At 72.1% G+C, this 25,351-nt stretch carries 17 protein-coding genes and 1 tRNA gene; 3 read left to right on the top strand and 15 right to left on the bottom strand.

What is annotated here, in order from left to right:
• Positions 1–24 precede the first annotated feature (24 nt).
• The 7 genes from OHQ87_RS13315 to OHQ87_RS13345 all read right to left on the bottom strand — a co-directional run bounded on the left by OHQ87_RS13315 (position 25) and on the right by OHQ87_RS13345 (position 14,487).
• Positions 25–1,233: a Rieske 2Fe-2S domain-containing protein gene (locus tag OHQ87_RS13315; protein ID WP_328348310.1), complete on the bottom strand. Its 1,209-nt coding sequence runs from the start codon at positions 1,231–1,233 to the stop codon at positions 25–27.
• Between the two features lie 10 nt (positions 1,234–1,243).
• On the bottom strand, positions 1,244–2,695 hold the full coding sequence (locus OHQ87_RS13320) for a cytochrome P450 (protein ID WP_328348312.1): 1,452 nt from the start codon (positions 2,693–2,695) through the stop codon (positions 1,244–1,246).
• A 3-nt stretch (positions 2,696–2,698) separates the two neighbouring features.
• Positions 2,699–3,718: a 3-oxoacyl-[acyl-carrier-protein] synthase III C-terminal domain-containing protein gene (locus OHQ87_RS13325; RefSeq protein WP_328348313.1), complete on the bottom strand. Its 1,020-nt coding sequence runs from the start codon at positions 3,716–3,718 to the stop codon at positions 2,699–2,701.
• Positions 3,719–3,735: 17 nt separating this feature from the next.
• A complete protein-coding gene (locus tag OHQ87_RS13330; RefSeq protein WP_328348314.1) occupies positions 3,736–9,651 on the bottom strand; it encodes an SDR family oxidoreductase in 5,916 nt (1,971 codons plus the stop codon).
• The gene (locus OHQ87_RS13335) at positions 9,648–11,150 is read right to left on the bottom strand and encodes an acyltransferase domain-containing protein (RefSeq protein ID WP_328348316.1); all 1,503 of its coding nucleotides are present in this window, start codon (positions 11,148–11,150) and stop codon (positions 9,648–9,650) included. The genes OHQ87_RS13330 and OHQ87_RS13335 overlap by 4 nt, the downstream gene beginning before the upstream one ends.
• A gap of 148 nt (positions 11,151–11,298) precedes the next feature.
• On the bottom strand, positions 11,299–11,613 hold the full coding sequence (locus tag OHQ87_RS13340) for a DUF5988 family protein (protein WP_328348318.1): 315 nt from the start codon (positions 11,611–11,613) through the stop codon (positions 11,299–11,301).
• Positions 11,614–11,616: 3 nt separating this feature from the next.
• The gene (locus tag OHQ87_RS13345; protein ID WP_328348320.1) at positions 11,617–14,487 is read right to left on the bottom strand and encodes an ATP-binding protein; all 2,871 of its coding nucleotides are present in this window, start codon (positions 14,485–14,487) and stop codon (positions 11,617–11,619) included.
• 918 nt (positions 14,488–15,405) lie between these two features.
• Between OHQ87_RS13345 and OHQ87_RS13350 the strand changes: the two genes are divergently transcribed.
• From OHQ87_RS13350 to OHQ87_RS13360, 3 genes are all read left to right on the top strand, one after another.
• The gene (locus OHQ87_RS13350; RefSeq protein WP_328348322.1) at positions 15,406–15,732 is read left to right on the top strand and encodes a hypothetical protein; all 327 of its coding nucleotides are present in this window, start codon (positions 15,406–15,408) and stop codon (positions 15,730–15,732) included.
• Between the two features lie 353 nt (positions 15,733–16,085).
• Positions 16,086–16,418: a DsbA family oxidoreductase gene (locus tag OHQ87_RS31365; RefSeq protein WP_442930825.1), complete on the top strand. Its 333-nt coding sequence runs from the start codon at positions 16,086–16,088 to the stop codon at positions 16,416–16,418.
• Between the two features lie 265 nt (positions 16,419–16,683).
• Complete coding sequence (locus tag OHQ87_RS13360; protein ID WP_328348326.1) at positions 16,684–17,748, top strand: tyrosine-type recombinase/integrase; 1,065 nt, start codon at positions 16,684–16,686, stop codon at positions 17,746–17,748.
• A gap of 84 nt (positions 17,749–17,832) precedes the next feature.
• Here OHQ87_RS13360 and OHQ87_RS13365 read toward each other — a convergent pair.
• The 8 genes from OHQ87_RS13365 to OHQ87_RS13400 all read right to left on the bottom strand — a co-directional run bounded on the left by OHQ87_RS13365 (position 17,833) and on the right by OHQ87_RS13400 (position 25,253).
• Positions 17,833–17,906 (bottom strand) — tRNA-Pro (locus OHQ87_RS13365).
• 184 nt (positions 17,907–18,090) lie between these two features.
• The gene (gene der, locus OHQ87_RS13370; protein ID WP_328348328.1) at positions 18,091–19,488 is read right to left on the bottom strand and encodes a ribosome biogenesis GTPase Der; all 1,398 of its coding nucleotides are present in this window, start codon (positions 19,486–19,488) and stop codon (positions 18,091–18,093) included.
• Complete coding sequence (gene cmk / locus OHQ87_RS13375; protein WP_328348330.1) at positions 19,485–20,165, bottom strand: (d)CMP kinase; 681 nt, start codon at positions 20,163–20,165, stop codon at positions 19,485–19,487. Before cmk ends, der begins: the two co-directional genes overlap by 4 nt.
• A gap of 212 nt (positions 20,166–20,377) precedes the next feature.
• The gene (locus OHQ87_RS13380) at positions 20,378–21,148 is read right to left on the bottom strand and encodes a pseudouridine synthase (RefSeq protein WP_328348331.1); all 771 of its coding nucleotides are present in this window, start codon (positions 21,146–21,148) and stop codon (positions 20,378–20,380) included.
• Positions 21,135–22,019: an SMC-Scp complex subunit ScpB gene (gene scpB, locus OHQ87_RS13385; protein ID WP_328348333.1), complete on the bottom strand. Its 885-nt coding sequence runs from the start codon at positions 22,017–22,019 to the stop codon at positions 21,135–21,137. The genes OHQ87_RS13380 and scpB overlap by 14 nt, the downstream gene beginning before the upstream one ends.
• A gap of 4 nt (positions 22,020–22,023) precedes the next feature.
• Positions 22,024–22,962, bottom strand: coding sequence for a segregation and condensation protein A (locus tag OHQ87_RS13390; protein WP_442930826.1), 939 nt, complete (start codon positions 22,960–22,962; stop codon positions 22,024–22,026).
• A 162-nt stretch (positions 22,963–23,124) separates the two neighbouring features.
• The gene (locus tag OHQ87_RS13395) at positions 23,125–24,048 is read right to left on the bottom strand and encodes a ParA family protein (protein ID WP_067315071.1); all 924 of its coding nucleotides are present in this window, start codon (positions 24,046–24,048) and stop codon (positions 23,125–23,127) included.
• 242 nt (positions 24,049–24,290) lie between these two features.
• The gene (locus OHQ87_RS13400; protein ID WP_328348834.1) at positions 24,291–25,253 is read right to left on the bottom strand and encodes a site-specific tyrosine recombinase XerD; all 963 of its coding nucleotides are present in this window, start codon (positions 25,251–25,253) and stop codon (positions 24,291–24,293) included.
• Positions 25,254–25,351: the final 98 nt, after the last annotated feature.

Raw genomic sequence — 25,351 nt, forward strand, 5'->3', positions numbered from 1 at the left:
GTTCACAGGCCACGGTGGCCACGGTCACACCCCGGAACGGCCGGCCTTCCGTTCGTCGACGGACGATCCGTTGGCGACCGGCCAACCGTTGACAACTGACGATCCGTTGACAGCCGGCACACCGTTGGCGGCCGGCGAACCGTTGGTGATGGACGTCCCGGTGGCGGCGGCGTCGGTGGGATCGCCGGACGGGGTGGGGTCGGTGTAGAACTGCCGCGCCCACTGCCGGTACCGCCCGATCGGGCCGTCTCCCCGGGCGAGCTTCGGCTGTTCGACGTGCTCCTGGTGGTGCCACATCAGCAGGTCCGCGCCGGTGTCGACCGAGGCCACCCGTTGGGCGATCGCGCCGAGCAGCCGGGCGACGGGCATCGCCGTCGCGCGGGCGGCCCGCTCGGGCAGGAACGGCAGACCGGCCAGCTCCAACTTGGTACCGAACCGCAGTTGGATCCGACCGGCGGTGGTCGGGGTCGCGTGCAGCATGACGTGGAGGTCGCCCGCGCCGTTGGGCAACCGGGTGCGGGCCGCGATGGTGGCCAGTCCGATCACGGTGAGGGTGTAGGACTGGCGGCTCTGGCGCATGACGGTGCCCCGGGCGGTCGCGGTGACCGTGCTGATCGGCTCCCCCATCACCGGTGCCCCCTCGATGACCAGGTCCCGCAGCCCGTGCAGGGCCGGGAGGTGCCCCCAGTCGAAGGCGTTCTCGATGACGTCCTGCGGGTGACCGGCGATGTCGAAGGTGTTGTGGCTGAAGGGTTGCCGCTCGTCCATGCCGAAGATCGGCACCTGCCACTGCGGTGCGAGGCCGAGCGCGTGCCGCCACACGTAGATCGACCCGTTGGCCTCGCAGACCGGGAACTGGGTCAGGGTCGCCTTGGGCGGCGGCAGGTCGTACCCGGTCCGTACGCAGGCCCCGGAGGGGTCGAAGGCGAACCGGTGGAAGGGACAGACGATCTCCTCACCTTCGAGTGTTCCACCGACGCCCAGGTGCGCCCCGAGGTGGGGGCAGCGTGGGCGGACCGCACGCAGCAACCCGCGGGGAGTCCGGTAGACGACCACCTCGCCACCCATGAACGGGCGGGTGGTGATGGCCCCGGGGCGGACCTCGTCGGAGAAGGCCACGCAGAACCACCCGTTCGGGTCGGGACGCGTGGGCGGGTGGAGCCGGTCGGCCGGTGCGGCGGTGTGCCGGCGGATCTCACGGTTACGGAGCAGCTGTTTGACCAGCGACCTCATGGTTGTTCTCCTAGTGGGCGACCGGGCAGGCGTCAGGGCCCGGTCCGGGGGTCGACGGAACGGGTAGTGGCTGCGACGTGGCGACCGGCGGCGCGTCGGTCCCGGAGGTCTCCGTCCGACACCGCAGCCGCAGGCGCAGCCCGCGGGAGCTGAGGCTGGTTTCCACCTTGGGTCGGAAGGGTTCCTCGCCGACAGGGGACAACTCCCAGCGGGCCGCCACCGCGGTCAGGGCCAGGATCGCCTCGGTGAGCGCGAACTGGTCCCCGATGCACTTGCGTGCGCCGGCGCCGAACGGGACGTAGCCCGTCCGGTCGGGTGAGGTGCCGCGCCAGCGGTCCGGGTCGAAGCGGTCCGGGTCGGCGTACAGGTCGGGGCGCCGGTGGATCAGGTACGGGCTGAGCACGAGGGTGTCGCCGCGTCGTAGCCGTACCCCGTCGAGTTCGGCCTCCTGGGCGACGGTGCGGGTCATCATCCAGGCCGGCGGGTAGAGCCGGAGGGTTTCGGTGACCACCCGGGTCGCCAGGTCGAGTCGGGGCAGGTGTTCGGGGCCGGGGAGCGCGCCTGCCAGGACAGTGTCGGTTTCGGCCTGCAGTGCGTGTTGGATTTCCGGATGGGTGGCCACCAGGTGCAGTGCCCAGGCCAGGGTGATGGCGGTGGTCTCCATGCCGCCGAGGAAGAAGGTGAGGGCCTGGTCGGCCAGTTCGGCGTCGCTGAGCCGCTGCTCGTGGTCACGGCTTTCCACGTCGACGGCCGCGACCAGTGCGGAGAGCAGGTCGGCGTGGTCGGTGGGGTCGGCCCGGCGGGCGGCGACGATCTCGGTGATGGTGGCGAAGAGCCGGGCCCGGGCCTGGTCGTAGCGTCGCTTGGCGGGGGTAGGTAGCCGGCGCATCAGGGCCGGGGTCATCATCCGGCGGAAGAAGGCGCTCACCACGGTGTTGGTGTCGGCCAGGGCCCGGCGGAGGGTGTCCGCGGGGAGGGACCCGCTGAACATCGTCTCCATGGTGGCCTGGGTGGTCAGCGTCATCATCTCCCGGGTGACGTCGAGCACCTGACCGTCGTGCCAGGAGCCGGCGGTGGCATGGGAGGCCCGGCCGAACACCGCCGCGTACCCGTGTAGGCGCTGTGGGTGGAACGACGGTTGGCACAGTCGTCGTTGTCGCCGGTGCAGCGGGTACGGGCAGGTGGACAGCCCGTCGCCGATGACCTCCCGGATCCGGTCGTAGATCGGGCCGCCCTTGTCGAAGGTCCGGTCGTTGACGAAGATGTGCCGGGTCAGGGTCGGGTCGCAGATCAGCACTGCGGAGGTCGGGCCCAACCGGACCCGCACCATCCTGGGGTAGCCGGCCAGGGAGCGGATGAAGGCCAGCGGATCCCGCAACAGGGGCAACGCGTGTCCGAGGAGCGGCAGTGCGCCTGGTGCCAGGGGAATCGACGCGGTGGTCGTCGTAGTCGTCTCGGTCATGGGTTACCTCGTTCTCCGGTCTGGCGTCGTCGCACCGGGCGGTGGGCGGGTGATCTCGAGCAGGGCGGTGGTCCAGCGGAAGCCGAGGCCGAAGCTCACGACGAGGACGTGGTCCCCGACCCGCAGTGCGCCGGTGCGGAACATCCGGTCCAGGGCGAGCAGCACGTCGCAGGGGCCGGCGTGGCCGAGGTGGCGGCCGAAGGTCCAACTGCTGTCGGTGGCGCGGCGGTGCAGCGGGGGTCCGGAGAGCACCAGGTCGAGCACGGCTGACCCGATCGCGATGGCCACCACGTGCGAGATGTCCGCCGCTGCCAGGCCGGTCTCGCCGAGGACGGTGTCGACACAGTGCCGGGTGCGGCGTTGAAGTGTCCCGATGTGCGGCAGGAGTCCGGTCTGTTCGGCGAGGAACCGTCGGCCGTCGCCGGCGGCGGTGCCCTGCTCACCGGCGCGGGTCAGCACCTCCAGCTCCGGTTCGGTGGCTTGGGCGGTGGCCAGCAGCCGGGCGAAACCGGTGCCCCGGGTGAGCACCGCGGCGGCGCCGGCGTCACCGGCGACGTAGCCGATGTCGCGGACGTGGCCCCACCGCTGGTGGGGGAAGCGGGCTCCGGCGGTGACCAGGGCCGCCGGGGCGGTGGGTTGGGCGGTGAGGTGTTCGGCTGCGGTGACCAGGGCGGCCGCGCCGCCGTCACTGGCCGCGCCGATCTCGATGCCGGTGGTACGGGTGGCTCCGAGGACCCGCAGCAGGTACGGCGCGGGCGTGTAGTGGTCCTCGTCCTGGAAGGTGGCGTGGGCCAACAGGCTCACGTCGGCGCTGGGGACCTCGGCGTGGCGCAGTGCCAGCAGGGCGGCCCGGGCCGCCATCTGGGTCGCGGTCTCCCCGGTCGAGACCGCCGCCGAGGTGAACCCGTTGGCCGCCGCCATGGACGACGGACCGGCCTGGGTGCCGCCCCACGGGTCCTGCTCAGGTCGGATCGGGGGTATCCAGGAACCGGTTCCGGCGATCGTGATGTCGTGCCACAACACCGCTGTCTCCTCGGCTGTCAGGGAAGGGCCGGCTGGGGGATGTCGGCGTGCGGCCGGATCAACCTCCCGCTGTGGTCGGTGGCGTGCGCGCTGACCCCGGTGATCCGGGCCAGGACGTGGCCGTCCGTGGTCGACGCGGTCAACGCGCCGTCGGCGAACCGGCAGTGCAGCCGGATCGTCGGATGCGCGGCGCTGAGCTGGCAGTCGTTGCCCGGTCCACCGAGGTCCACCGCCTCGATGCCGGCCATCGGGCCGACCAGGGGTGGCCGGTCGCCGTGTGGCGGCAGGAGCAGCAGGTGCACCATCGCGTCCAGCAGAATCGCCGGTACGGTCATCCCGGCCAGGGCCGGGCTCCACGCCTCGTGGTCCAGGCGGAACGTGGCGCTCGTGCCGTCCGGTCCCCGGGCGTACCCGCTGGTGCCGGCGAACGGGCCGCTGAGGGTGATCGGCAGGTCGGCGGAGTAGACCGGCATGGTGAAGTCCGGTTCGGGTCGGTGCGCCACCTGGTCGGTCGGCGCGGGCAGTGCGGGGTGCCGGTCGGCCAGCACGACTGTCGTCTCGCAGAGCAGGTCGTCGAAGCGCAGGACCTTGCCGTTGCGGCCGACCCGGTTGGTGGTGATCCGGACCGTCACCACGGCCCGGTCCGGGGACCGGTCGGTGAGTCGGGCCTGCACCGTGATGGTGCGGGGTGGTCCGGCGGACCTGACCGTCACCGACGTCCGGCAGACCAGGTCACGGAATCCGGTGACGACGAGGTCGGGGCAGAGGTGTCCGGCTGCGCCGGCGGCGGCCTCGAGGGCGAAGGTGCCGGGGAGGACATACTCCCCGTTGACCCGGTGGTGGCGCATCCACCGGCCGTCCTGCTCCGCGAGGGTGTGTGGTTCCCAGGTCTTGGTGAACACCGCCCAGCGGCGGCCGCGCAGCAGCACGCCGTCGAGCAGCGGCGTGGCCAGGGACGGATCCGGTGGGGTGGGTGGTGGTGCGTCGGGTACGGGCAGTGGCAGCCGGCCGCTGGTGGTGTCGGTGCTGATTCCCCGCTGCCCCAGCAGTACGCGTTCCTCCTCCCGGATGTAGAAGACCGCCGCCCCGCTGCCGGGCCGGGTCACCGCGTCGAGGAACTGGGCGGCACCCTGCCTGCTGCTGATGTAGGCGTCCATCCGGTTGCGGCGCAGGGTTTCCTGCATGGCGGCGCTGCTGGCGACGCCGACTTCCCGCCAGCCGCTCCAGAGGATGGCGAGTTCGCGGTGTCCCTCGGGTGCGTGCCGGTCGGCCCAGGCGCTCGCGTACGCCAGGTATTCGTTGACGGCGCAGTAGTCGACGTCTCCGGGGGCGGGGGCGAGGGTGGCCAGGGTGCTGAAGTTGCACCAGGTCCGGGGCGGCCGGCCGGCCAGGGCGCGTTTGAGGTTGCGGTAGCCGGTGGCTTTGGTGGCCCGTACCGCCCGGAAGTCGACCAGGGTCTTCGCGTGCAGTGCCCGGGAGCGCAGGTCGAGGACGGTGTTGATGAGCAGGTCGATGCGCCCGTGCCGGTCCATGACCTCGTCGAGGACCGCCCTGGTGCGGTCCGCGTCCAGAACGTCGCACACCCGGTGGTGGACCCGGTCCGGCCCGCACAGTTCGGCGAGCCGGTGCACGGTCCGGCGTACCTCCAGGCGGGCCTGGGCACGTTCGTAGGCGGTCTTGAGTTCCCGCACCGACGCGTCGGGGTGTTCCCGGCGTCCGGCGGCGATGAACTCGGCCTGGGGTGGCAGTTCGTCGTCGGTCTCGGGTAGCAGGGTACGGCCGACGAGGTACAGGTGGGGGCGGTCGGTGGTGCGGGCCACGGCATCGAGGAGTTCGGGGGTGATGCCGCGGGCGCCACCGAAGGCGACCACGATCGCGCCCGGTGGCAGGGTGGGTTCTGCCGTGCGGTGCGGTCGGGCTTCGTCGTCGGCGACGGCCAGCTCGGACCAGGTCTGTCCGTGGCAGGCCAGGGTGTGCGTGGGCACCCGGGCGGTCGCCGCCCGGGCCAGCTGTGCCAGCGCGGTCGGGGCTTGCGACGCGTCGGTGATCAGGGTGTTCCCGCTGCACTGCGGGACCTCGGCCCGTACCGAGCGGACGAGTCCGCTGAACAGGCCGGCGAGCGGGTGGGTCGTTCCCTGCGGTAGGGCGGCGAGCAGCAGCGCGGCGAGCGACCCGCCGGCCCGCAGCGCGGGCAGCGCGGCCTGGATGGTGGTGAACGCCAGGTCCTGGAGGTCCTCCAACCGGGCGGCCTCGATGTCGTCGGCACCGCCGTCGGGGGTTTCCAGCCGGGTGAGGATCCGGATGTGGCGTGGAACGAACGGCAGGTCGGCCAGCGCGTCGGCGGCGGCGTCGGGCGGTACGTGGGTGGCGGCGTCGACTCCCGGCCGCGGTGACCAGACGGCGATGTCCGGTCCGGTGACCGCAGCGGCGAGGTCCGCGGCGTCGGTGAGCACGATGCTCCCGGCCGGGATCGCCGGCCCGTCCGGGTCCGGTGGGGTCAGCGGACGCAGCTGGAGGGTCTGCCGGCGGCCGATCGGCTGTTCGGCCGGTTCCGGGACGGCCCCGCCCGGGTCGGGGCCGGAGCCGGTCGGCCCGGTGAACCGGATCGACGGTGATCCGGGGGCGGCCGGTGACACGACGGTGTCGGTGCCGGTGACGACGGCCCGGAGCACCGCCAGCAGGGCGTCCAGGGCCAGGTAGGTGCGGTCGGTGCCGGCCGGTGCCGGCAGGGTGTGTGCCGGGTCGTCGGCGGTGCCCTCGGGTGCGGTGGCGAGCGTACCCAGGATGGGCAGGCCGTACTCCCGGGCGGTGGAGCGGCGGGCGACGGCGACGACGGCGGCGCCCTCGGCGACCGATCGACCCGCCGGTACGAGGGTGTCCAGGTGCCGGTCCCATCCGCTGATCGGTCGGAGGCTCACCGCGCCGACGAGGGCCAGGTCGCAGGCCCGGTGGCGGAGTTGGCGCAGGGCCAGATCGAGGGCGCTGTGGGTGGAGTCGCGGTGGGCGTAGACGCTGGTGCCGAAGCCCCGCAAGTCGTAGTAGTTGGCGGCCCGGCCGGACAGGATGCAGGAGACGGCACCGGTGAAGTCGTCCTCGTTGAGCTCGTCGGGTATGACGTCGCCGGCGTCGGCGAGCGCCTTGGCGAGGTATTCCCGCAGTGTCTGGGCCTGCCCGGGGTCGGGTAGCAGGTCGAACGTCGAGGCGCACTCCTGCGCGTGCACCCGTAGGGCGGCGCGGGCGTTGTGCGTGGTCGGCAGGCTCGCCCCCACCAGGATCGCGGTGGTGGGTCGCAGTGCGGTTCCCGGCTCACCCAGGTCGGCCAGGAGCGGCCCGAGGGCTTGGAGCATCATCAGGTGGGCGGGGTCCATGTGCCGCATCGTCCGGGGCGGGATCCGCACGTCGAGGGGGGACGGCAGCGGGTACGGGCTGCCGAAGCTGAGCTGCGGGGCCGGGCCGTCGCCGACGAGCCAGCCGGGCACCCGGTCGCGGTCCAGGCCGGGCAGGTGGGTGCTCCAGCCCACCACGACCAGGTCCTCGGTGTCCGGGGTGCGGTCGGGCACCGACGGTCGGGGCGCGGGTCGGGTCGACGGCACCCGGTCGGCGAGCACCACGTGGGCGTCGGCTCCCCCGAGGCCGAACGAGGACACCCCGACCATCCGGGGGCGGGCCTCGTCGACCGGCCAGGGCGCATCGGTGACCGGCACCGTCAGTCGGGTGCCGTCGCCCAGCAGCGGGTGGGGATCGGTGACCACGGTGTGGCCGGGAATCGTGCGGTGGGCGAGGGCGACCAGTGCGTGCGCCACCGACACCAGCCCGGCCAGGACACCGGTGTGGCCGAAGACCTGTTTGTTCGACGTCAGCAGGCACGGCCGGTCCCGCTCGCCCAGTCGTGACAACAGGGAACGTAGTTCCACCTCGTCACCGACGGGGGTGCCGGTGCCGTGGGCCACCACCCAGTCCACGTCGGAGGCGTCGACGCCGGCGTCGGCCCAGGCCCGGCCGATCGCCAGTTCCTGTCCCCGGGTGGCCGGGGCGTGGATGCCCTTGCCGCGGCCGTCGGCGGCCAGTCCGGTGCCGAGGACGACGCCGTGGATGTGGTCCCCGTCGGCCACCGCGCGGGCGTACGGTTTCAGCGCGAGCATGACGGCGCCCTCACCGATCAGTGTCCCGTCGGCCGCCTGGTCGAAGGGGCGGATCCGGCCGCTGACGGTGATTCCCTGGGCCCGGCAGAACAGCGTGAAGCCGATCGGTTCGATCACCGACGTGCCGCCGACCAGTGCCACGTCGCAGCTTCCCTCGCGGAGGGCCTTGACGGCGGCGTCGAGACAGAACAGGCCGGTGGCGCAGGCCGCGTCGAGGGTCAGGTGTTGGGCGTCGCCCGGGATCAGCCCGCGTAGCGCGTTGCGGGAGACCGAGGCGGGCAGGTAGGCCAGCGGGTTGCCGCCGTCGCCGCCGTAGTGGGCGCTGATGGCGTGGTCGGCGAGTTCGGCCAGCCAGTCGTCGCCGCCGCTGCTCTGGATGGCGTCGCGGATCAGGCGTTGGTACTCGTCGCCGAGGACGACGCCCTGGGTGCCGAGCCCGGTCTGGTCGTGGATGCCGGTGGTCGCCGCCAGCCACCGGTCGCCGGGCCGGCGGCGCACTCCGGCCAGGGCCTGGACGGTGCAGTGCCGCAGCCACCGGGTGGTGCGTGGCCAGCCGGGGTGTCCCAGGAACCCGTCGGGTTCGGTGATCGAGGCGGGGTCGGGGACGAACCCCTGCACGTAGCCGGCTTCCCGGATGTAGAAGCTGTCGGTCTCCGCCGCGCTGGCCGACCAGAAGTGCCGCAGGTCGAACGCGGACGGCTCGCTGGCCAGCAGGACGCCCTCCCGGAGCCGGTCGTAGAGTTCGGCGGGGTTGTTGGCGCCGGGCAGGACCACCCCGAGGCCGACCACCGCGATGGCATCCGGGTCCTGCTCGGCGGGGCCGGTCTCCGGTCGGCGCGGCTGCGGGTCGCGCACCGGGCGTGGTGTCGCGGCGGCGGGGGCCGGTTCGGGTACGACGACGACCTCGGTGGTCGAGGGGTGCGCCTCGGGTGCCCTGGCTGCTGCGGTGGGGCGGACCGGTGGGGTTCGGGTGGGCACACCGACCTGCGCGGCGAGTTTGCTGTGCAGTCGCAGACTCTGCATTCCGCCGATGCTGATGCCGCCGTCGGCGACGAGGGTCTGCCCGGTGATGAATCCGGTGTCCGGGTGCAGGAGGTGGACGAGCAGCCGGGCCGCTTCGGGGGTGGAGATGGTGCGGCGCATCAGGTCGCTGGTGCGCGGCGAGTCTCCGAGCGCGGCGGCCGGGTCGTCGAGGTTGACGACGATTTCGCTGGCCACGGAGCCCAGCAGCACGGTGTTGACCCGGATGTCCTGGTCGGCCAGTTCCAGCGCCAGGTACCGGACCAGGGACTCCAGGGCGGCCTTGGTGACGCCGCCGGGGCCGTACCCGGGGACCGGCTGGTGGGCGCCGACGCTGGACAGACAGAGGATGGCTGCTCCCGGGCGGCCCACCATCAGCTCGGCCGCCCGGCGGGAGCAGTGGTACGCCCCCATGACGTTGGTGGACCAGGCCCGCTGCCAGTACGTGTCGTCGACGTCGAACAGGGGCAGGAACGCGCCGCCGGCCGCGTTGTTGACGAGGAAGTCGAGGCCGCCGTGCCGCTGCCGGACCAGGCCGAACATCCGGTCGATCTCGGTGCGTTTGGCCACCGAGGCCCGGATGAACTCCGCGCTGAGGCCGGCCTCCGCCAGCTCGGTGCGCAGCAGTTCGGCCTGCTCGACGGAGTGGAAGTAGTTGACGACGACGTGTGCGCCGCAGGTGGCCAGTCGACGGACGATGTCCGCGCCGAGGCTCTTGGCCGCGCCGGTCACCAACGCGATCCGACCGTGCAGGCTTGGCGTGTCGGTCATCGGGCGGTCGCCTCCCCCCGGGCCTGGACGACGGCTTGCGCGATCCGCCCCAGGGTGCCGACGGTCAGCAGGGAGGTGTTGGCCCGCAGGTCCGGCAGGCCGTACCGGTCGGCGACCCGGCCGAGGAGGGCGACCTGCTTGAGTGACTCCACGCCCAGGTCGGATTCCAGGCCGTCGTCGTCGCCGAGCAGCTCCGGCGGATAGCCCAGGTAGTCGCCGTACAGGGCCCGGATCTCGGTCAGCACCACCGCGTACTGCCCGTCGGCGTCCGACGCGGACGACAAGTGGTCCACGGTGGCCGGGGAGGCCGGCGTCACCGGTGCCTGCGGGGTCGGCGGCGCCAGGACGGACAGGACAGGCGGCGTCGGGGCGATTGGGGCGGGCAGGACCTCCGGGGCGCTTGGGGCAGCCGGGACCGCAGCCGCCGGGACGGTCGGGACCGCCGGGACCGCCGGGGCGGGTGTGGTCGCCACGGGTGGCGGCAGCACGAGGGTGGGAGCCGGTCGAACCGGGACAGGTGGCGACGCCGGCGTCCGTACCTGCGGTGACACCGTTTCGGTGCGGCCGGCGACCAGCGCCCGGACCGCCGCGACCGGGTCGTGTTCGCTCAGCGGAACGACCGACTGGATGCCCGGGACCGACGCCTCGACGAACCGGGTGACGACCGGCCACTCCCCGCATTCGATGAACGTGTCCGCGCCGGCGGCGTGCAGGGCACGCACCGTGTGCAGCATCCGGACCTGGGCGGTGAGCGCGCCGGCCACCAGCTCGACCGGGTCCTCGTCGCCGATGTCCCGGCCCAGCCACGGTGAGGACACCCGCCACCGTCCGCCGCCGTAGGACACCCGGGGGGCGGTGGCCAGCAGGTCCCGGGCGGCCTGCGCGACCGCCGGGGTGTGGGTGGGGTGCGGAACGTCGAGGCGGACACTCGACCAGCCGAGTGCCTCGGCCACCCGCTCCGCCTCGTCGATCTGCCGTCGCGGACCGCTCAGGACACTCTGCCGGGGTGTGTTCTCGCAGGCCAGCACCAGGTGCGGGTGGCCGATCAGCCCGGCGAGTGACCCCGCGCGGCGGCCGTCCACCCCGACGGCGAGCATCGTGCCCGGCCACGCCTGCCGGGTCAGTGCCCGGGACCGGGCCACCGCCAGGCGCGCGGCGTCGCCCACCGACACGTGCCCGGCGGCGGCCAGGGCCCAGAGTTCCCCGATGCTCTGTCCGACGATCGCCACCGGTTCGACGCCCTCGGCGACGAGCAGGTGGTACGTGGAGAGGCTGACCGCGAAGATCTCCAGGTACTGCACCTCGGGGCTGTAGGGGCGCCCACCTGCCACATCCTCGATCAGACGGGTGCTGATGTCGGGCAACCCCAACTCCCGGGCCGCCTTGTCGATGCGGGTCAGTGCCTCACGTACCGTCTCGTAGCGGCTGTGCAGGTCACGCAGGATGCCCGTACGGGGAGCAGCCACTGTGCCGGGCATGACGAAGACAGAATCCACCATGTGCGTCACCCTCGTTTCCGTCCCGGTGAACGGGCTCTGGCGCGCCGTGCCGGCGCAGGGACAATCGACGACGTGCGGCCTGCGGGTCCGGATGGACCCTGCGGTCACCCCGGCCCGGACCGCCCGGCCGGGGCAGGTTCCCGGCCGGCTATTCCGCGATCCGCGACCGGTACGCCCAGCGGAAGACGAGCGGCTCACCGTCGCCGTCGTCGGGGCGTTCGAAGTGCTCGTAGCCACCGTGGTGCGGGACCTTCACCTTCGGTGCGTCCGGCGAGATCCGTTGACTGCGAAGCTCGGGCGGAAGGCTCGCCGGGCCGCCTTCGAGTGCGATCACAACGGTGGTGCGGGGGGTTGTGGTGTCGTCCGGCTGGGGGGACACGGTCATGCGGATAGCCTCCCCCGGGATGACGAACGAGACATGCGTCAGTTGACCCACAAAACCGACCCGGTGTCGCCGAGTCATCCGTCATCGGGAACCCGCGTTGCGTAGCACCTCCCGGGCGATCTGGTTACGGCTGCGCAGCCCGAGCTTGTGCAGGGCGCGGGAGATGTGCGTCTGGACCGTCCGGCGGGTCAGGAGCATCGCGGCAGCGATCTCGGGCGTCGAACGGCCCTCGGCGACGAGGACGGCGACGCGCCGTTCTGTGGCGGTGAGCGCCGCCCAGCCCGACACCGGCCGGGCCGCGCGGGGGCCGCTGACCCCTCGGCGTACGCCCCTGCCCCGCAGCCGCGCCTCGGTGCGCCGGACGTCCCAGGTCGCGCCCATCCGGGTATACAGGCCGACCGCCTCGGTGGCGGCCGCCCGGCACTCGGCGGTCGCGCCGTGGCCGGCCAGCACCACCGCGAGGTCCTCAAGTGTCGCCGCCAACTCGGTCCCGGGGCCGGCCGACCGGTAGTGCTGCACGGCTGTGCGCAGCGGCTCGGGGTCCTCGGTGGCGAGGCCCACGCAGCGCTGCCGCATGGTCGCGGCCCGCCCCGGCGTCTTCTCGGCCTCGGTCCAGACCCGCGTCCGTTCGAGGGCAGCCGTCACGGTCGAGGAATCCGTGCCGGCCGACGCCATCCGGATCAGGTCCGCGAACCACGGATGGTGGGGCCCCGTCCCGGAGTCGGGTCGGTGCTGCAGCATCGTGGCGAGCAGGGCGGCGCCCCGTTCCGGTTCGCCCCGCTGTTCGGCGTGCACGGCCCGGGCGGCGAGGAGGAAGCCCTCGCTGTCCTCGTCGATGCTGCGGTCGGCCGGCGCGTCCGGGTCAGAGCGCAGGTGCGCCTCGGCGAGCGCGCGGTCGTCGCGCCGGACGGCGATCAGCGCGGTGACGCCCCGCCGCAGTAGCGCAGGCCCACCCCGGTGCAGACCCGGATAGAACGGCCCGCAGGGGTCGTCAGCCACCGGGACCAGTGCCGTCAACGCCTCGTCCCAGCGGCCGACCCAGTAGTGCAGCATCGCCTCGGTGACGCCGATGGACCCGGCGGCGACGTCGTGTGCCCGGCGACGGATCTCCCGGGACAGCCGCAGCACCCGTTCGGCCTCCCTCCACCGGGCCATGTTCTGCAGGCTCACCACGCGGCAGTGCAGGGCGAACATCTCCAGTTCCGGGTGGTCGGGGTGACCGACGAGGGCGGCGAGCGCCTGTTCGGCGTACCGCAGTGCGGCCAGGTGGTCACGCCGGTCGGAGCGGGTGAGGGACAGCACGACGCTGGCGCCCGCGATGGCGCAGTCGTCGCCCGATCGGCGACCGGCGTCGAGGGCCTCACCGGCCAGAGCCTCGGCTTCGTTCGGCCCGCCGGTGCCGGCCCGGCTGATCAGGGCCAGGGTGCTCAGAAGACGTCCGCGCCACGGTTCGGGTATCGCCTGTCGGGTGAGCACCTGCCGCAGGATCAGTTCGGCCTCGTCGGTCTTCCCGCTGTTGTTGAGCGCACGGATCAGCAGCCAGTGCAGCTCGCCGTGCGCGTCCAGCCCGGTCGACGACGCGAGGGCCTCGCGGGCCCGGTCGGCGGCCTCCTCCCACCGGCCCAACAGCTGTAGTGAGCGGGCCAGCGCAACGCTCAGCGAAGCCTGGTGCGGGTCCTTTGCCGGAAGCTGTCCGAGCTGTGCGCGCAGCAGCCGGACCGTGAGTCCCGGGTCGGCGTCCGCCAACGCGTGGACGGACCTGTGGAGCCAGTCGGGCACCCACCGGTTCTCGACGCCGCCCGCCGCCACCAGTTGGTGTGCCACGGTGAGCGGTTCGGCGGCTGCGGCGGCCAACTCCTGGGCCAGGTCGAGGTGCAGCGCCCGGCGCAACGGCAGCGCGACGGCGTCGTACAGGGCCTGGCGGATCAGCGGATGGCAGAAGGTCATTCGTTCACCGGTGCCGGCGAGGATCCGGGCCGCGACGGCCCGCTGCAGCACGTCGGCGAGGACCCGCACCGGCCGCCCCAGCACGACACTCAGGTCGGTGACGGTGAACTCGGTGCCGAGTAGTGCGGCGGTCCGCAACACGTCCCCGGCGTCCGGCACCAGACCGAGCCGGCTGGTCAACGCGGCGGTGAGGGCCGGAGGTATCCGGTCGTCGTCGTCACGCAGGTCCGCGTGTCCCGCCACGACCTGGACCAGGTCCTCCCGCACCAGGACGTCGGCCAACTCACGCAGGTAGAGCGGGTTACCCACCGCCGCATCCGACCACCGGCTGAGGGTCGGGCCGGGCGGCGCTCCGAGCAGCCCGGCCAGCAGCTGCGAGACCTCCGCTTCGTCCAGCGGCACGAGGCACAGCAGGTGTTCGTGGCCCCGGCCGGCGTTGGCCGGGGTACGGGCCGGACGGGACGGGTCCTGACTGTGCGCGGCGACCAGGAGTAGGGGCAGATGCTCGGTGCTCGCGGCCAGGCGCCGCCAGACCACTGTCGACGCCTCGTCCATCCAGTGCGCGTCGTCGACGATCAGGACGGTGGGGCCCGCCGTACACAGGTCGTCGACCAGGGAGACCAGCATCTCGGCCACGGCAGCCAGGGCCGGCCCGTTGGCGGGGAAGACCGGCGGTTGGCCGACCAGGGTCTGGGTGATCTCCGCCCGGGACGGGTCGCCCGGCCGCTGCCGGACTCCGAGGCAGGCGAGCAGGACGCTCAGTGGTGACTGCTGGGAGAGTTCGTCGGCGACGGCGTGGAACACCTGGTAGCCGCGGGCGGCTGCGGCCCGGGCGGTGATGGTGAGCAGTGCGGTCTTGCCGATGCCCGGCTCACCGACCAACCGGAGCACCGAGCCGGTCCCCCGCGCCAGCCGGGTCAACGCTGTCTGCGTGAGGCTCAGCTCACGCGCTCGCCCGACCCATACCTCGGACCCGGACTCCGGGCCTATTCTCAGCATTCCCATCGAAGGTGAATTGCCGCCGGGAATCTCCCCGACGACGGATATCCTTTCCCCGGCCGAGCCGACCACCAGCACACCGTGTCGACCGGGAAATCAACTCTGAACTCGTCCGCTCCGACGCCCTACGATGAGCCATCCTGATAGGAGTTAGTCAAAAAATCAAGGGAAGCTCGTCGGGTTCATAGAGAGTCACTTCTCAGTGAACCAACAGGGCATTTTCCGGATCGCAAAACGCGTTTCGGTCAGGTTAATTTATGATGGTCGCCCGGTCCTGCGGCGGCGGACGGGCAGTACCGCTTCACCGATCAGCCCTGCGCCGCGCCCGAAGGACGCGAGACGGCAGGGTGAATTCACATCATCATCGCGAGGAGTTCCCGAATTCCTACCCGCCTTCGCATCGATTCCGGCGAGGTCACCGAATCAGGACGCCAATAACCACTTCGAAAGGGGCTTGGTCTCCCAAGGTCGAGTTCGATGCTACAACGCCGCCCGTCAAATCCGATAGCCCTGAGTGAATCTTCACGCACCTTCGGTAACGACCGCGGGCCACTCCCCCTCCCCCGCCGTGGCCGGACCGTGTGGAACAGGCGCAGGCGGCGGGCACCGCCGGGGATGTCGAGGGTGAGGCGGTCCGCTCAGGCCGCGCCCTCACGCGTGACACTGACCCGAAACGGGCGGGTGGACTCGGTGCCGCAGCCGGAGCACGGGGCTCGAAACAGCAGACTGATCGCCCGCGTTCGGTGAGGGGCGACGCGCCGCGCTGACCGGGCGGCGAGGACCGCAGCCCGCTGCGGCGATCGTGCGGACGGCAGGCGGTGCAGAACCGTGCCGGCCGGGTGAGGCCGAGCTCCCTACCATCCCCCTGCTGCAGGCCGTCCTGGCTCTGCAAGGCGCCTACACGCCATCCACGCGGCTCCCGTCGTGGTGGACGTCAGCAGTGGCCTGGGCTCACTGGCCGTCACCGCCGACCCCGTGGGCCACGCGTCGGTGGTGCCCGTCTGGGTCCCGGCGCTGGCATACGGCTCCGCCAAGGCCGCGCTGGACATGGTCACCGCACAGTACGCCCACGCGTATCCAACAATGAAAGTCAACTCGGTCGATCCCGGTCACACCGCTACCGACCTCAACGGCCGCACCGGTGCCCAGAGCGTCGAGGAGGGCGCCGAGATCATCGTGCGGATGGCCGTGATCGGGCCGGACGGCCCGACGGGTGGCTACTTCGCCGCCTGCGGTCCGGTTCCCTGGTGACGCATCGAAGGCCACCCGCTGCCGGGCCAGCACCCGGAGGCCGTGTCCGCCGAACGACCAAACAGTCACAGCCGCAGAAGGGGTCGAGTATGGAAAAGCCGCGCAGGGTAGAGGTCGTCCTGGACTTCATGTGTGTGCATTCTTATCGTGGATTCAGCCGCTTTACTCGAGCCACTCGTCGCTTCCGCGCCGATGGCGGCCAGGTGGAAACGGTCTAATGCCCGTTCCAGTTCCAGCCCGAAGCGTCCTGCGCCGGCGAGCCGCTGTTCGAGGTCGGGAAGCGGCAACGCGGCGAGGAGGTCGCGCGTGCCCTCGTATCCGATGAGTCCTTCGGTGTTGCCGACGGTCTTGAGCTGAACTTCGGTCGGGCATGGTTCACCAACACGTTCGACGCGCACCGGGTCCATGCTCAGGCGTCTGCCCAGGGAAGGGGCGAGCAGATGGCCGAACGGCTGTTCCGGGCCTACTTCACCGACGGACTGAACATCGCCGATCCTGACACGCTTACCCGACTCGCAAGCGAGACGGGAGTGGTGACCAGCGAGACCGGTGCCGCCGGCCTGCGGGCCGAACTTGAGCGGGTACGACGGTTCGGCGTCCAGCCGCCGGCTTTCCGCTTCGAGGGCGGACCTGTCCTGGAAGGAGAGCAGTCCGAGGAACTGTTCCTCACGACCCTCATGAGGTGATCGCCAAGCCACCATCAGCACCCCTCGCCCCCGCCGCCGACGATGCGGCAGGGCGGCGTCCATGTGCAGCTCCTTGGCCTACCCTGCGGGGTGCCAGTGCAAGGTCCCTGAAAACGGCGGGGTAGCAGTGGTTGCTGAGACCGACAACAGCGGGTGCTGCTCACCGGTCAACATCGAAAGCGCCCGGGCGACCTCGTAAACGTCTGCTCGCGCGTAGGTGCTCGTCGTGCCCGCATCGGCTCTGCCGTTGTGGCCTGCAAAATCGGTGGCAACGCCCGAGGAGGCGCAAGCGTGGATCGACGCCATGGTCAGCGCGGCACAGGGTGGCGTCGACCCGCTCGCCGCGACAAAGCGACTGGCCGAGCACGGCGAAAGCGTGATGACGCTGGCCCTGCGCGGCCTGGAACGCAAGACGCTCGACCCGTACCTAGCCGGTTGGCGTAAACGGGTGGTCCCCGCACTCGGCCACATCCCGATTCGCATGATCACCAACGGCGCGACAGACCGGGCCGTTCACGGCTGGATCGCTGACGAATGCAGTCGATCGACGGTCAAGAACAGTCTTGCCGTGCTGGCCCGGGTGATGCAGCAGGCAGTACGCGACGGCGTCATCGCGCGGAATCCCGCACAGGTCACCGGGTGGCAGCGCGAATACCAGCGGGCCGAAGACGAGTTGGACGACCCGCGCACGCTCGCCCTGCCGCACTGGGAAGCGCTGACCGGACTTGCCACAGCCCTGGTCGAACGATCCGCGAACGGGTTCCCCGGATGGGGCGACGTGACGATTTTCGCCGCGTGCACCGCCGCCCGGATCGGCGAGGTGTCCGGCGTCCGCGCCGAGGACATCGACCGGGAAACGTGGATGTGGACCGTCCGCCGACAGACCACACCCGGCCCCGGTGGCCTGATCGACAAGGGCACCAAGGGAAAGCGCGCCCGGATGGTGCCGCTGATCGAGGAAGTGCAACCGATCGTCGTCCGCCGCCTGGACTCGGTGACCGCGCCGCACTCCCGGCTGTTCACCGGCCCGCGTGGTGGCCGGATCAGCACTGCCGTGCTGCGGGACGCGACGCACTGGGATGAGGTGGTGACGAAGCTCGGCTACGAACACCTGGGACGGCACGACCTGCGGCACACAGGGTTGACCTGGATGGCCGACGCCGGGGTCCCGGTGCACGTCCTGCGGAAGATCGCCGGCCACGGGTCGCTGACCACGACACAGCGCTACCTGCACCCCGACCGGCAGTCGATCACCGACACGGGAACGGCACTCAGCGCCCACTTGAAGGCCCGCCGGTCCCCAGGTGGTCCCCAGCTACGCGCCGTCTAGATCAGCAATACTCTACTGAGGAAGAATGAAATAGAACCCGTTGACCAGGGCATACACCCTGGTCAACGGGTTCCTTAGCAATTGTCGGGACGGCCGGATTCGAACCGACGACCCCTTGACCCCCAGTCAAGTGCGCTACCAAGCTGCGCCACGTCCCGATGCTCCCCGCAGGGTCTCCCCCGCAGCAGCCGCTTCAGCTTAGCGCAGGATCTTCGTGCCGCACGCACAGGCCCCTGCCGCATCGCGTGCCCGCCGCCACCACTCCTAAGGCATCCTAGGAAAGAGGGCCGGGAGATGAACTCCCGGCCCTCTTTCTGGTTCTCGTCGAGTGGAGGAGGTACGTCAGCCGTGCGCCTTGCCCCGGCCACCGGGGCCGAGCTTCTTGCGGGGGCGTACCGAGATCTCCACCGGGCTGCCCTCGAAGCCGAACTCCTCGCGGAGCTTGCGCTCGACGAAACGCTGGTAGCCGGCGTCCAACGGTGCGGTGGTGAAGAGCACGAACCGGGGCGGGGAGACACCCGCCTGGGTGGCGAAGAGGATCTTCGGGGCCCGGCCCCCGCGCACCGGGTGCGGGGTGGCCTGGACCAGGGCGGTGAGCCACTGGTTGAGCTGTGCGGTCGGCACCCGGGTCTCCCAGCTCGCGAGTGCCTTGCGTAGCGCGGGGGCGAGCTTGTCGACGGCCCGGCCGGTCTGCGCCGACAGGTTGAGCCGGATCGCCCAGGGGATCCGGCGCAGCTCCCGGTCGATCTCCTTGTCCAGGTAGTACCGACGGTCGGCGTCGACCAGGTCCCACTTGTTGAAGGCGATCACCAGGGCCCGGCCGGCCTCGACGACCATGGTCAGGATCCGCTGGTCCTGCTCGCTGATCGGCTCGCTGGAGTCGAGCAGCACCACCGCCACCTCGGCCGCCTCGATGGCCCCGGCGGTACGCAGACTGGCGTAGTACTCGGTGCCGCTGGCCTTGCCGACCCGCTTGCGCAACCCGGCGGTGTCGACCAGTTGCCAGGTCTCGCCGCCGATCTCCACCAGGCTGTCCACCGGGTCGACTGTGGTGCCGGCGACCGAGTCGACGACCGCCCGCTCCTCGCCGGAGAACCGGTTGAGCAGGCTGGACTTCCCGACGTTGGGCCGACCCACGAGGGCCACCCGGCGGGGGCCGCGCGGCCGGTTCTCGATGATCTTCGGCGCGTCGGGCAGCGCGTCGAGGATGGCGTCGAGCAGTTCACCGGAGCCCCGGCCGTGCAGTGCGGAGACCGGGAACGGTTCGCCGAGACCCAGCGACCACAGCGAGGTCGCCTCCATCTCGATGGCGGTGTTGTCGGTCTTGTTGGCCACCAGGATCACCGGCTTGGCGCTGCGTCGCAGCATCTTCACCGCGGCCTCGTCCACATCGGTGGAGCCGACCATGGCGTCGACCACGAAGATCACCACGTCGGCGGTGACCACCGCCGTCTCGGCCTGGGCCGCGATGGCCGCCGCCCGGTCCTTCGCGTCCGGCTCCCAGCCGCCGGTGTCCACCACGGTGAACGACCGACCGTTCCACTGTGCGTCGTACGGCACCCGGTCCCGGGTCACCCCGGGGACGTCCTCCACGACCGCCTGCCGCCGGCCGATGATCCGGTTGACAAGTGTCGACTTGCCCACGTTGGGGCGACCGACCACGGCCACCACCGGCTGCGGACCGGTCGGCTCCTCGACGGCGGCCTCCGGCTCGCGCAGCTCCACCCATCCGTCGCTCATGCCACTCCCCGCTCGGTGAGCAGCTCACGCAGCCGGGTGACGACCTCGTCGATGCCCAGCTCGGTGGTGTCCAGTTCGACGGCGTCGGCCGTCTGCCGCAACGGGTTCACCGTGCGGGTGGAGTCGAGCCGGTCCCGCCGGGCCAGGTCGGCGGCGGTCGCCGTGACGTCGGCGGCGTCCTCGGCGCTGCGCCGCCTGGCGCGGGCCGCCTCGGACGCGGTCAGGTAGACCTTCAGGTCGGCGTCCGGGGCCACCACGGCACCGATGTCCCGGCCCTCGACCACGATCCGGCCGGCATTGGCGATCAGTTCCCGCTGCCGGGCCACGAGCAACGCCCGCACCGCCGGCACGGCGGCCACCGCGGAGACCGCACCGGTCACCTCGGAACCCCGGATCTCCTGGTCGACACCCACCCCGTCGACGCTCACGCCGTACCCCTGGGGGTCGGTGCCGATGCGCAGCTCGACCTCACCGGCGACCTTGCCCACGGCGGCGGCGTCGGTCAGGTCGACGCCGGAGCGCAGCACCGCCCAGGTGACCGCCCGGTACATCGCGCCGGTGTCCAGGTAGCGGGCACCGAGGCCGGCGGCGAGCCGCCGCGAGACGGTGGACTTACCCGAACCGGACGGCCCGTCCACAGCGACCACGCAGCGCCCGGCCCGTACGTTTTCCTCCACCGTTGTCCTCCTCAGCCCGTACCTCGCGGGTCGCCGGTTACCCCGGCGCCGTTGAGCGGTTCTCCATCGTCGTCAATCATCCCGCGCCTCGCGGGTCGGCCGCGCGCCGCCGCCGGGGGCGACCCGCGCCACCCGACGGCCCGCGGGCCGGGGGGAAGCCTACCGGCACACCTACCCGCTGCGACTCCGGTCAGTCACCCACGGCCCTGAACTCAGTCACCCACGGCCTTGAACAGGGCGGCGACCTCCGCGTTGGTCAGCCGCCGGATCCGCCCGGTACGCAGGTCGCCGAGCTTGATCGGCCCGATCGAGGTACGCACCAGCCGGGACACCGGATGCCCGACCTCGGCCAGCAACCGGCGGACGATGTGCTTACGCCCCTCGTGCAGGCTCAGCTCCACCTGGGCGCTTTTGCCCAGCGTGTCCACCACCTTGAACGAGTCGACCTTCACCGGCCCGTCCTCAAGCTCGACGCCGGCCAGCAGCCGCTTGCCCAGGTTGCGCGGGATCGGCCCGGCCACCTCGGCCAGGTAGGTCTTGAGCACCTGGTACGACGGGTGCATCAGCTTGTGGGTGAGGGTCCCGTCGTTGGTGAGCAGCAGCAGTCCCTCGCTGTCCGCGTCGAGCCGTCCGACGTGGTAGACCCGCTGCTCCACCCGGTTGCCGATGAACTCGGCGAGCTCGTTGCGGCCCTTGTCGTCCGCCATCGTGGTGACCACCCCGCGCGGCTTGTTCATCGCCACGTAGACCAGGCGGTTGTCGGCCTGGAGGCGTTCGCCGTCGACGTGGATCACGGCGGTGGCGGGGTCGACCTTGTCGCCGAGCTTGGCGACCCGCCCGTCGACGGTGACCCGACGCCGGAAGATCAGGTCCTCGCAGGCACGGCGGGAACCGACACCGGCGGCGGCGAGCACCTTCTGGAGGCGTTCGGCACCCTCGTACACGGGGGCGTCGGGCTTGGGGGAACGGTCATCGCGTGGCATCGGCAAGCTCTTCTACGTCGTCGGGGAGGAACGGGGCGAGCGGGGGCAGGTCGGCGACCGAGTCCAGGCCCAGTTTCTCCAGGAACATCGTGGTGGTCCGGTAGAGGAACGCCCCGCTGTCCGGTTCGGCGCCGCACTCCTCGACCAACCCGCGGGAGACCAGGGTACGGAGCACCCCGTCGCAGTTGACACCCCGGATGGCCGAGACCCGGCCACGGGTCACCGGTTGCTTGTAGGCGATCACCGCGAGCGTCTCCAGCGCGGCCTGGGTCAACCGTACCGACTGCCCGTCCAGCACGAACCGTTCCACGTGCGTCGCGTATTCCGGCCGGGTGTAGAGCCGCCAGCCACCCGCCGCCCGGCGCAGCTCGAAACCGTGCCCGGCGGCGGTGTAGCCGGCGGCGATGTCGTCGAGCACCGGCCCGATCCGCTCCGGTGACTGCTCCAGCACCTGGGCCAGCACCAGCTCGCTGACCGGCTCGTCGACCACCAGCAGGATGGCCTCCAACGCGCCGCGCAGCTCCGCGTCGTCCAGCTCGGGTGCGGGCTCCGGCACGACCGTCGCCCGCCGCCGCCCCGCCGGCCGCCGCTTCGGTACGTCCTCAGCCGTCCCCTCCCCCATCCTGGCCGCTCCGGCACCGACCCGCTCCGCCGGTCCACCCGGTACGTCCGGGTCGACGGTCACGGCGTCCGTCGGAGCATCACCCGGTGCGGCGGGCGCGACGTCCGCCGGGGAGTCCGCGGTCTCACCGGCGGTGTCGGCGGTGTCGTCCGTGGGGACGGGCTTCTGCCGGGGGGTGGGCCGCTCCCACGGGGGGACCCAGGCGGCGGCCTGATCGGCCAGCGAGTCCCGGTGCTCCTCGTCGCTCATCACGTCACTCCTGCGTCGTCGCGGGATCGCCCGCCGGGTCGGTGAACACGGCGGGTCCGCCCGGCACGGGACCAGCCGGGGCAGCGGGCCCGTCCGGGGCGGGAGCGGTGTCGTCGGGGTCGGCGGGGGTGCCGGCGTACTCGTCGACGTGCAGGGCGGCCCCGCCGTCGGCGGGGCCGGTCCAGCGCACGGTCAGCTCCTCCAGGGCCTCCTCCTGGACGAAGGCGACCAGTCCCTCCCGGTAGAGCTCCAGCAGCGCCAGGAAGCGGGCCACCACCTCCAGGGTGATCTCGCAGTCGGCGCAGAGCAGGGTGAAGGTGGCTAGGCCGGCCCGGCGCAGCCGCTCGGCGAGGATCGCCGCGTGTTCCCGGACGCTGACCCGCACCAGGTGCACGTGCGCGATGGAGACCTCGGGCACCGGTTTCGGGGTCATCGCCCGGACCGCCAGCTTGAGCAGCCGTTCGGGGCCGATGCCGAGCACCAGGTCGGGCAGGGCGTCGGCGTACCGGGCCTCCAGGGTGACCGCGCGCGGGTAGCGTCGCCCGCCGACCGCCTCCAGTTCGGCGATGTGCGCCGCCGCCTCCTTGTACGCCTTGTACTGCAACAGCCTGGCGAAGAGCAGGTCCCGTGCCTCCAGCAGGGCGAGGTCCTCCTCGTCCTCCACCTCCGCCGAGGGGAGCAGCCGGGCGGCCTTCAGGTCGAGCAGGGTGGCGGCGATGAGCAGGAACTCGCTTGTCTCGTCGAGGTCCCACTGGTCGCCCATGGCGCGGATGTAGGCGATGAACTCGTCGGTGACGGTGTGCAGGGCCACCTCGGTGACGTCCAGCTTGTGCTTGCTGATCAGCTGCAGCAGCAGGTCGAACGGGCCGGTGAAGTTCGCCAGCCGGACGGTGAAGCCGCCGCTCTGCCCGTCCTGCGGTACGCCCGCCGGGTCGGTCGCCACGTCGGCGGCGACCTCGGCGGCCAGCACGGGCGGCTGCTCCGGGGTCGTCGGCGGGTCCAGCGGCGGGGCGGTCACCGGACGACCGTAGTCCACGCCCCGGGCGCGGACGTGCTCGCCGTCCCGGGCACCTCGGACGCGGCGCGGCGGAGACGCACCCCAGGCCTACCGGTCGGCCTGGGCGGCGATCACCTCACGGGCCAGCTGCCGGTAGTTGCGGGCCCCGGAGGAGGCCGGGTCGAGGGTGGTGATCGGCGCACCGGCCACCGTGGACTCGGGGAACTTCACCGTCTTGGTGATGACCGTCTGGTAGACCTTGTCGCCGAACGCCTCGACCACCCGCTGGAGCACCTGCCGGCAGTGGGTGGTGCGGCTGTCGTACATGGTGGCGAGGATGCCTTCGAGTTCCAGGTCGAAGTTGAGCCGCTCACGAACCTTGTCGATGGTGTCCAGCAGCAGCGCCACCCCGCGCAGGCTGAAGAACTCGCATTCGAGCGGGATGAGCACCCCGTGCGCGACGGTCAGCGCGTTGATCGCCAGCAGGCCCAGTGACGGCTGGCAGTCGATCAGGATGTAGTCGTACTCCTTGCGCACGTTGCGCAGCACCCGGGCCAGGGCCATCTCCCGGGCGACCTCGTTGACCAGCTGAATCTCGGCGGCGGAGAGGTCGATGTTGGCGGGCAGGATGTGCAGGCCGGCCACGTCGGTCTTGATCAGGACGTCCTCGGCCATGACGTCGTCCTGCATGAGCAGGTTGTAGACCGACAGGTCGAGGTTGTGCGGGTTGACGCCCAACCCCACCGAGAGCGCGCCCTGCGGGTCGAAGTCGACGAGCAGCACCTTGCGGCCGTACTCGGCGAGCGCCGCGCCCAGGTTGATGGTGGTGGTGGTCTTGCCGACGCCACCCTTCTGGTTGGCCATCGCGATGATCCGGGCCGGTCCGTGCCGGTCGGTGGGCATCGGCTCGGGGATCGGCTTGCGCATCGTGTAGGCGGCCGGGTCGGCCGGGCCCAGGTCGGCGCCGAGCGACGCCTGCTGCTCACGGAGCTCCGACGTCCAGGCGTCGGCACGATCACCGTTGCCAGCCATGTCCTCGTTGCCCCCTCCCGACGACCCACCCGGCATCGGAGCAGTCCGACGTCCTTCGCGGCGCCGCTGCGCACCCCGGTTGTCGCCCCAGGAGGTCCGCGCCGATGCCGACTCTACGCCACCGACGACCAGCGCGTTCGGCACCGGTCCGGCGTGTCGGGCGTATCGGCCGGTCAGCGGCCGGGTCACCGGCGGGCGCGGCGGGAAGGAGCGGCCCGACGGGCGGTTCGCGCCCCGGACGGTCAGCGGCCCGAGGGAGGGCTGGCGTCCCGGGCGCGGGGGTGGGTGGTGGCGTACACCTCGCGCAGCCGTTCCACGGTGACCAACGTGTACACCTGGGTGGTGGTGACCGAGGCGTGGCCGAGCAGTTCCTGCACCACCCGCACGTCGGCGCCACCGTCGAGCAGGTGGGTGGCGTACGAGTGGCGCAGGGTGTGCGGGGAGACCGCGTGCGGGCCGTCCACCGGCAGCCCGGCCCGCTGAGCGGTCCGCCGCAGCACCGTCCACGCCCCCTGCCGGGTCAGCGGACCGCCCCGGGCGTTGACGAAGACCGTCGGGGTGCCCCGGCCGGCGGCGACCAGGCCCGGTCGGGCCCGCACCAGGAAGGCCCGCAGCGCCTCGACGGCGTACCCGCCGATCGGCACCAACCGGGTCCGGCCGCCCTTGCCCCGCAGCAGGGCGGTGCCCTCGTCGAGGTCCAGGTCGTCCACGGCGGCGCCGACCGCCTCGGAGATCCGCGCCCCGGTGCCGTACAGGAACTCCAGCAGCGCCCGGTCCCGCAGCGCGAGGGCCGCCCCGTCGCCGGCGGCGGTGACCGGGCCGGCGGCCTCCAGCAGCCGGGTCACGTCGTCGACCGGCAACGCCCGGGGCAACCGGCGCGCGGCGGGCGGTGGGCGGACGTCCCGGCTGGGGTCGGCACCGGTCAGCCCCTCGCGGACGGCGAACCGGTGCAGTCCCCGCACGGCGGAGGCGGCCCGCGCGGCCGAGGCCACCGCCAGCGGCGGATGGTCGTCGTCGCCGGCGCGCAGCCGGGCCAGGTGCGCCTCGACCTGTCCGCTGCCGACCGACGCCAGGTCGGTCACCCCGGCGGCGGCCAGGGTACCCAGGTAACGCTCCAGATCCCGACGGTACGAGGTGAGGGTGTTCGCCGACAGCCCCCGCTCGACGGTGAGGTGGTCGAGGTAGCCACGCACCGCCCGACGCAGGGCCGGCGCGGGTTCCCCGCCCGCTCCGGCCCCGTCGTCCGTGCTGCCGGGAACACCCTCGGGTGCCGGCTCGGGTGCTGCGGCGCGCACCCGGTCCG

It is taken from the genome of Micromonospora sp. NBC_00421, from assembly GCF_036017915.1.
Taxonomy (GTDB): domain Bacteria; phylum Actinomycetota; class Actinomycetes; order Mycobacteriales; family Micromonosporaceae; genus Micromonospora.

Excerpts from the sequence above, each read along its gene's own strand:
- OHQ87_RS13315 (WP_328348310.1), bottom strand. The coding sequence starts at position 1,233 with ATGAGGTCGCTGGTCAAACAGCTGCTCCGTAACCGTGAGATCCGCCGG.
- OHQ87_RS13320 (WP_328348312.1), bottom strand. The coding sequence starts at position 2,695 with ATGACCGAGACGACTACGACGACCACCGCGTCGATTCCCCTGGCACCA.
- OHQ87_RS13330 (WP_328348314.1), bottom strand. The coding sequence starts at position 9,651 with ATGACCGACACGCCAAGCCTGCACGGTCGGATCGCGTTGGTGACCGGC.
- OHQ87_RS13335 (WP_328348316.1), bottom strand. The coding sequence starts at position 11,150 with ATGGTGGATTCTGTCTTCGTCATGCCCGGCACAGTGGCTGCTCCCCGT.
- OHQ87_RS13340 (WP_328348318.1), bottom strand. The coding sequence starts at position 11,613 with ATGACTCGGCGACACCGGGTCGGTTTTGTGGGTCAACTGACGCATGTC.
- OHQ87_RS13345 (WP_328348320.1), bottom strand. The coding sequence starts at position 14,487 with ATGGGAATGCTGAGAATAGGCCCGGAGTCCGGGTCCGAGGTATGGGTC.
- der (WP_328348328.1), bottom strand. The coding sequence starts at position 19,488 with ATGAGCGACGGATGGGTGGAGCTGCGCGAGCCGGAGGCCGCCGTCGAG.
- OHQ87_RS13380 (WP_328348331.1), bottom strand. The coding sequence starts at position 21,148 with ATGCCACGCGATGACCGTTCCCCCAAGCCCGACGCCCCCGTGTACGAG.
- scpB (WP_328348333.1), bottom strand. The coding sequence starts at position 22,019 with ATGAGCGACGAGGAGCACCGGGACTCGCTGGCCGATCAGGCCGCCGCC.
- OHQ87_RS13395 (WP_067315071.1), bottom strand. The coding sequence starts at position 24,048 with ATGGCTGGCAACGGTGATCGTGCCGACGCCTGGACGTCGGAGCTCCGT.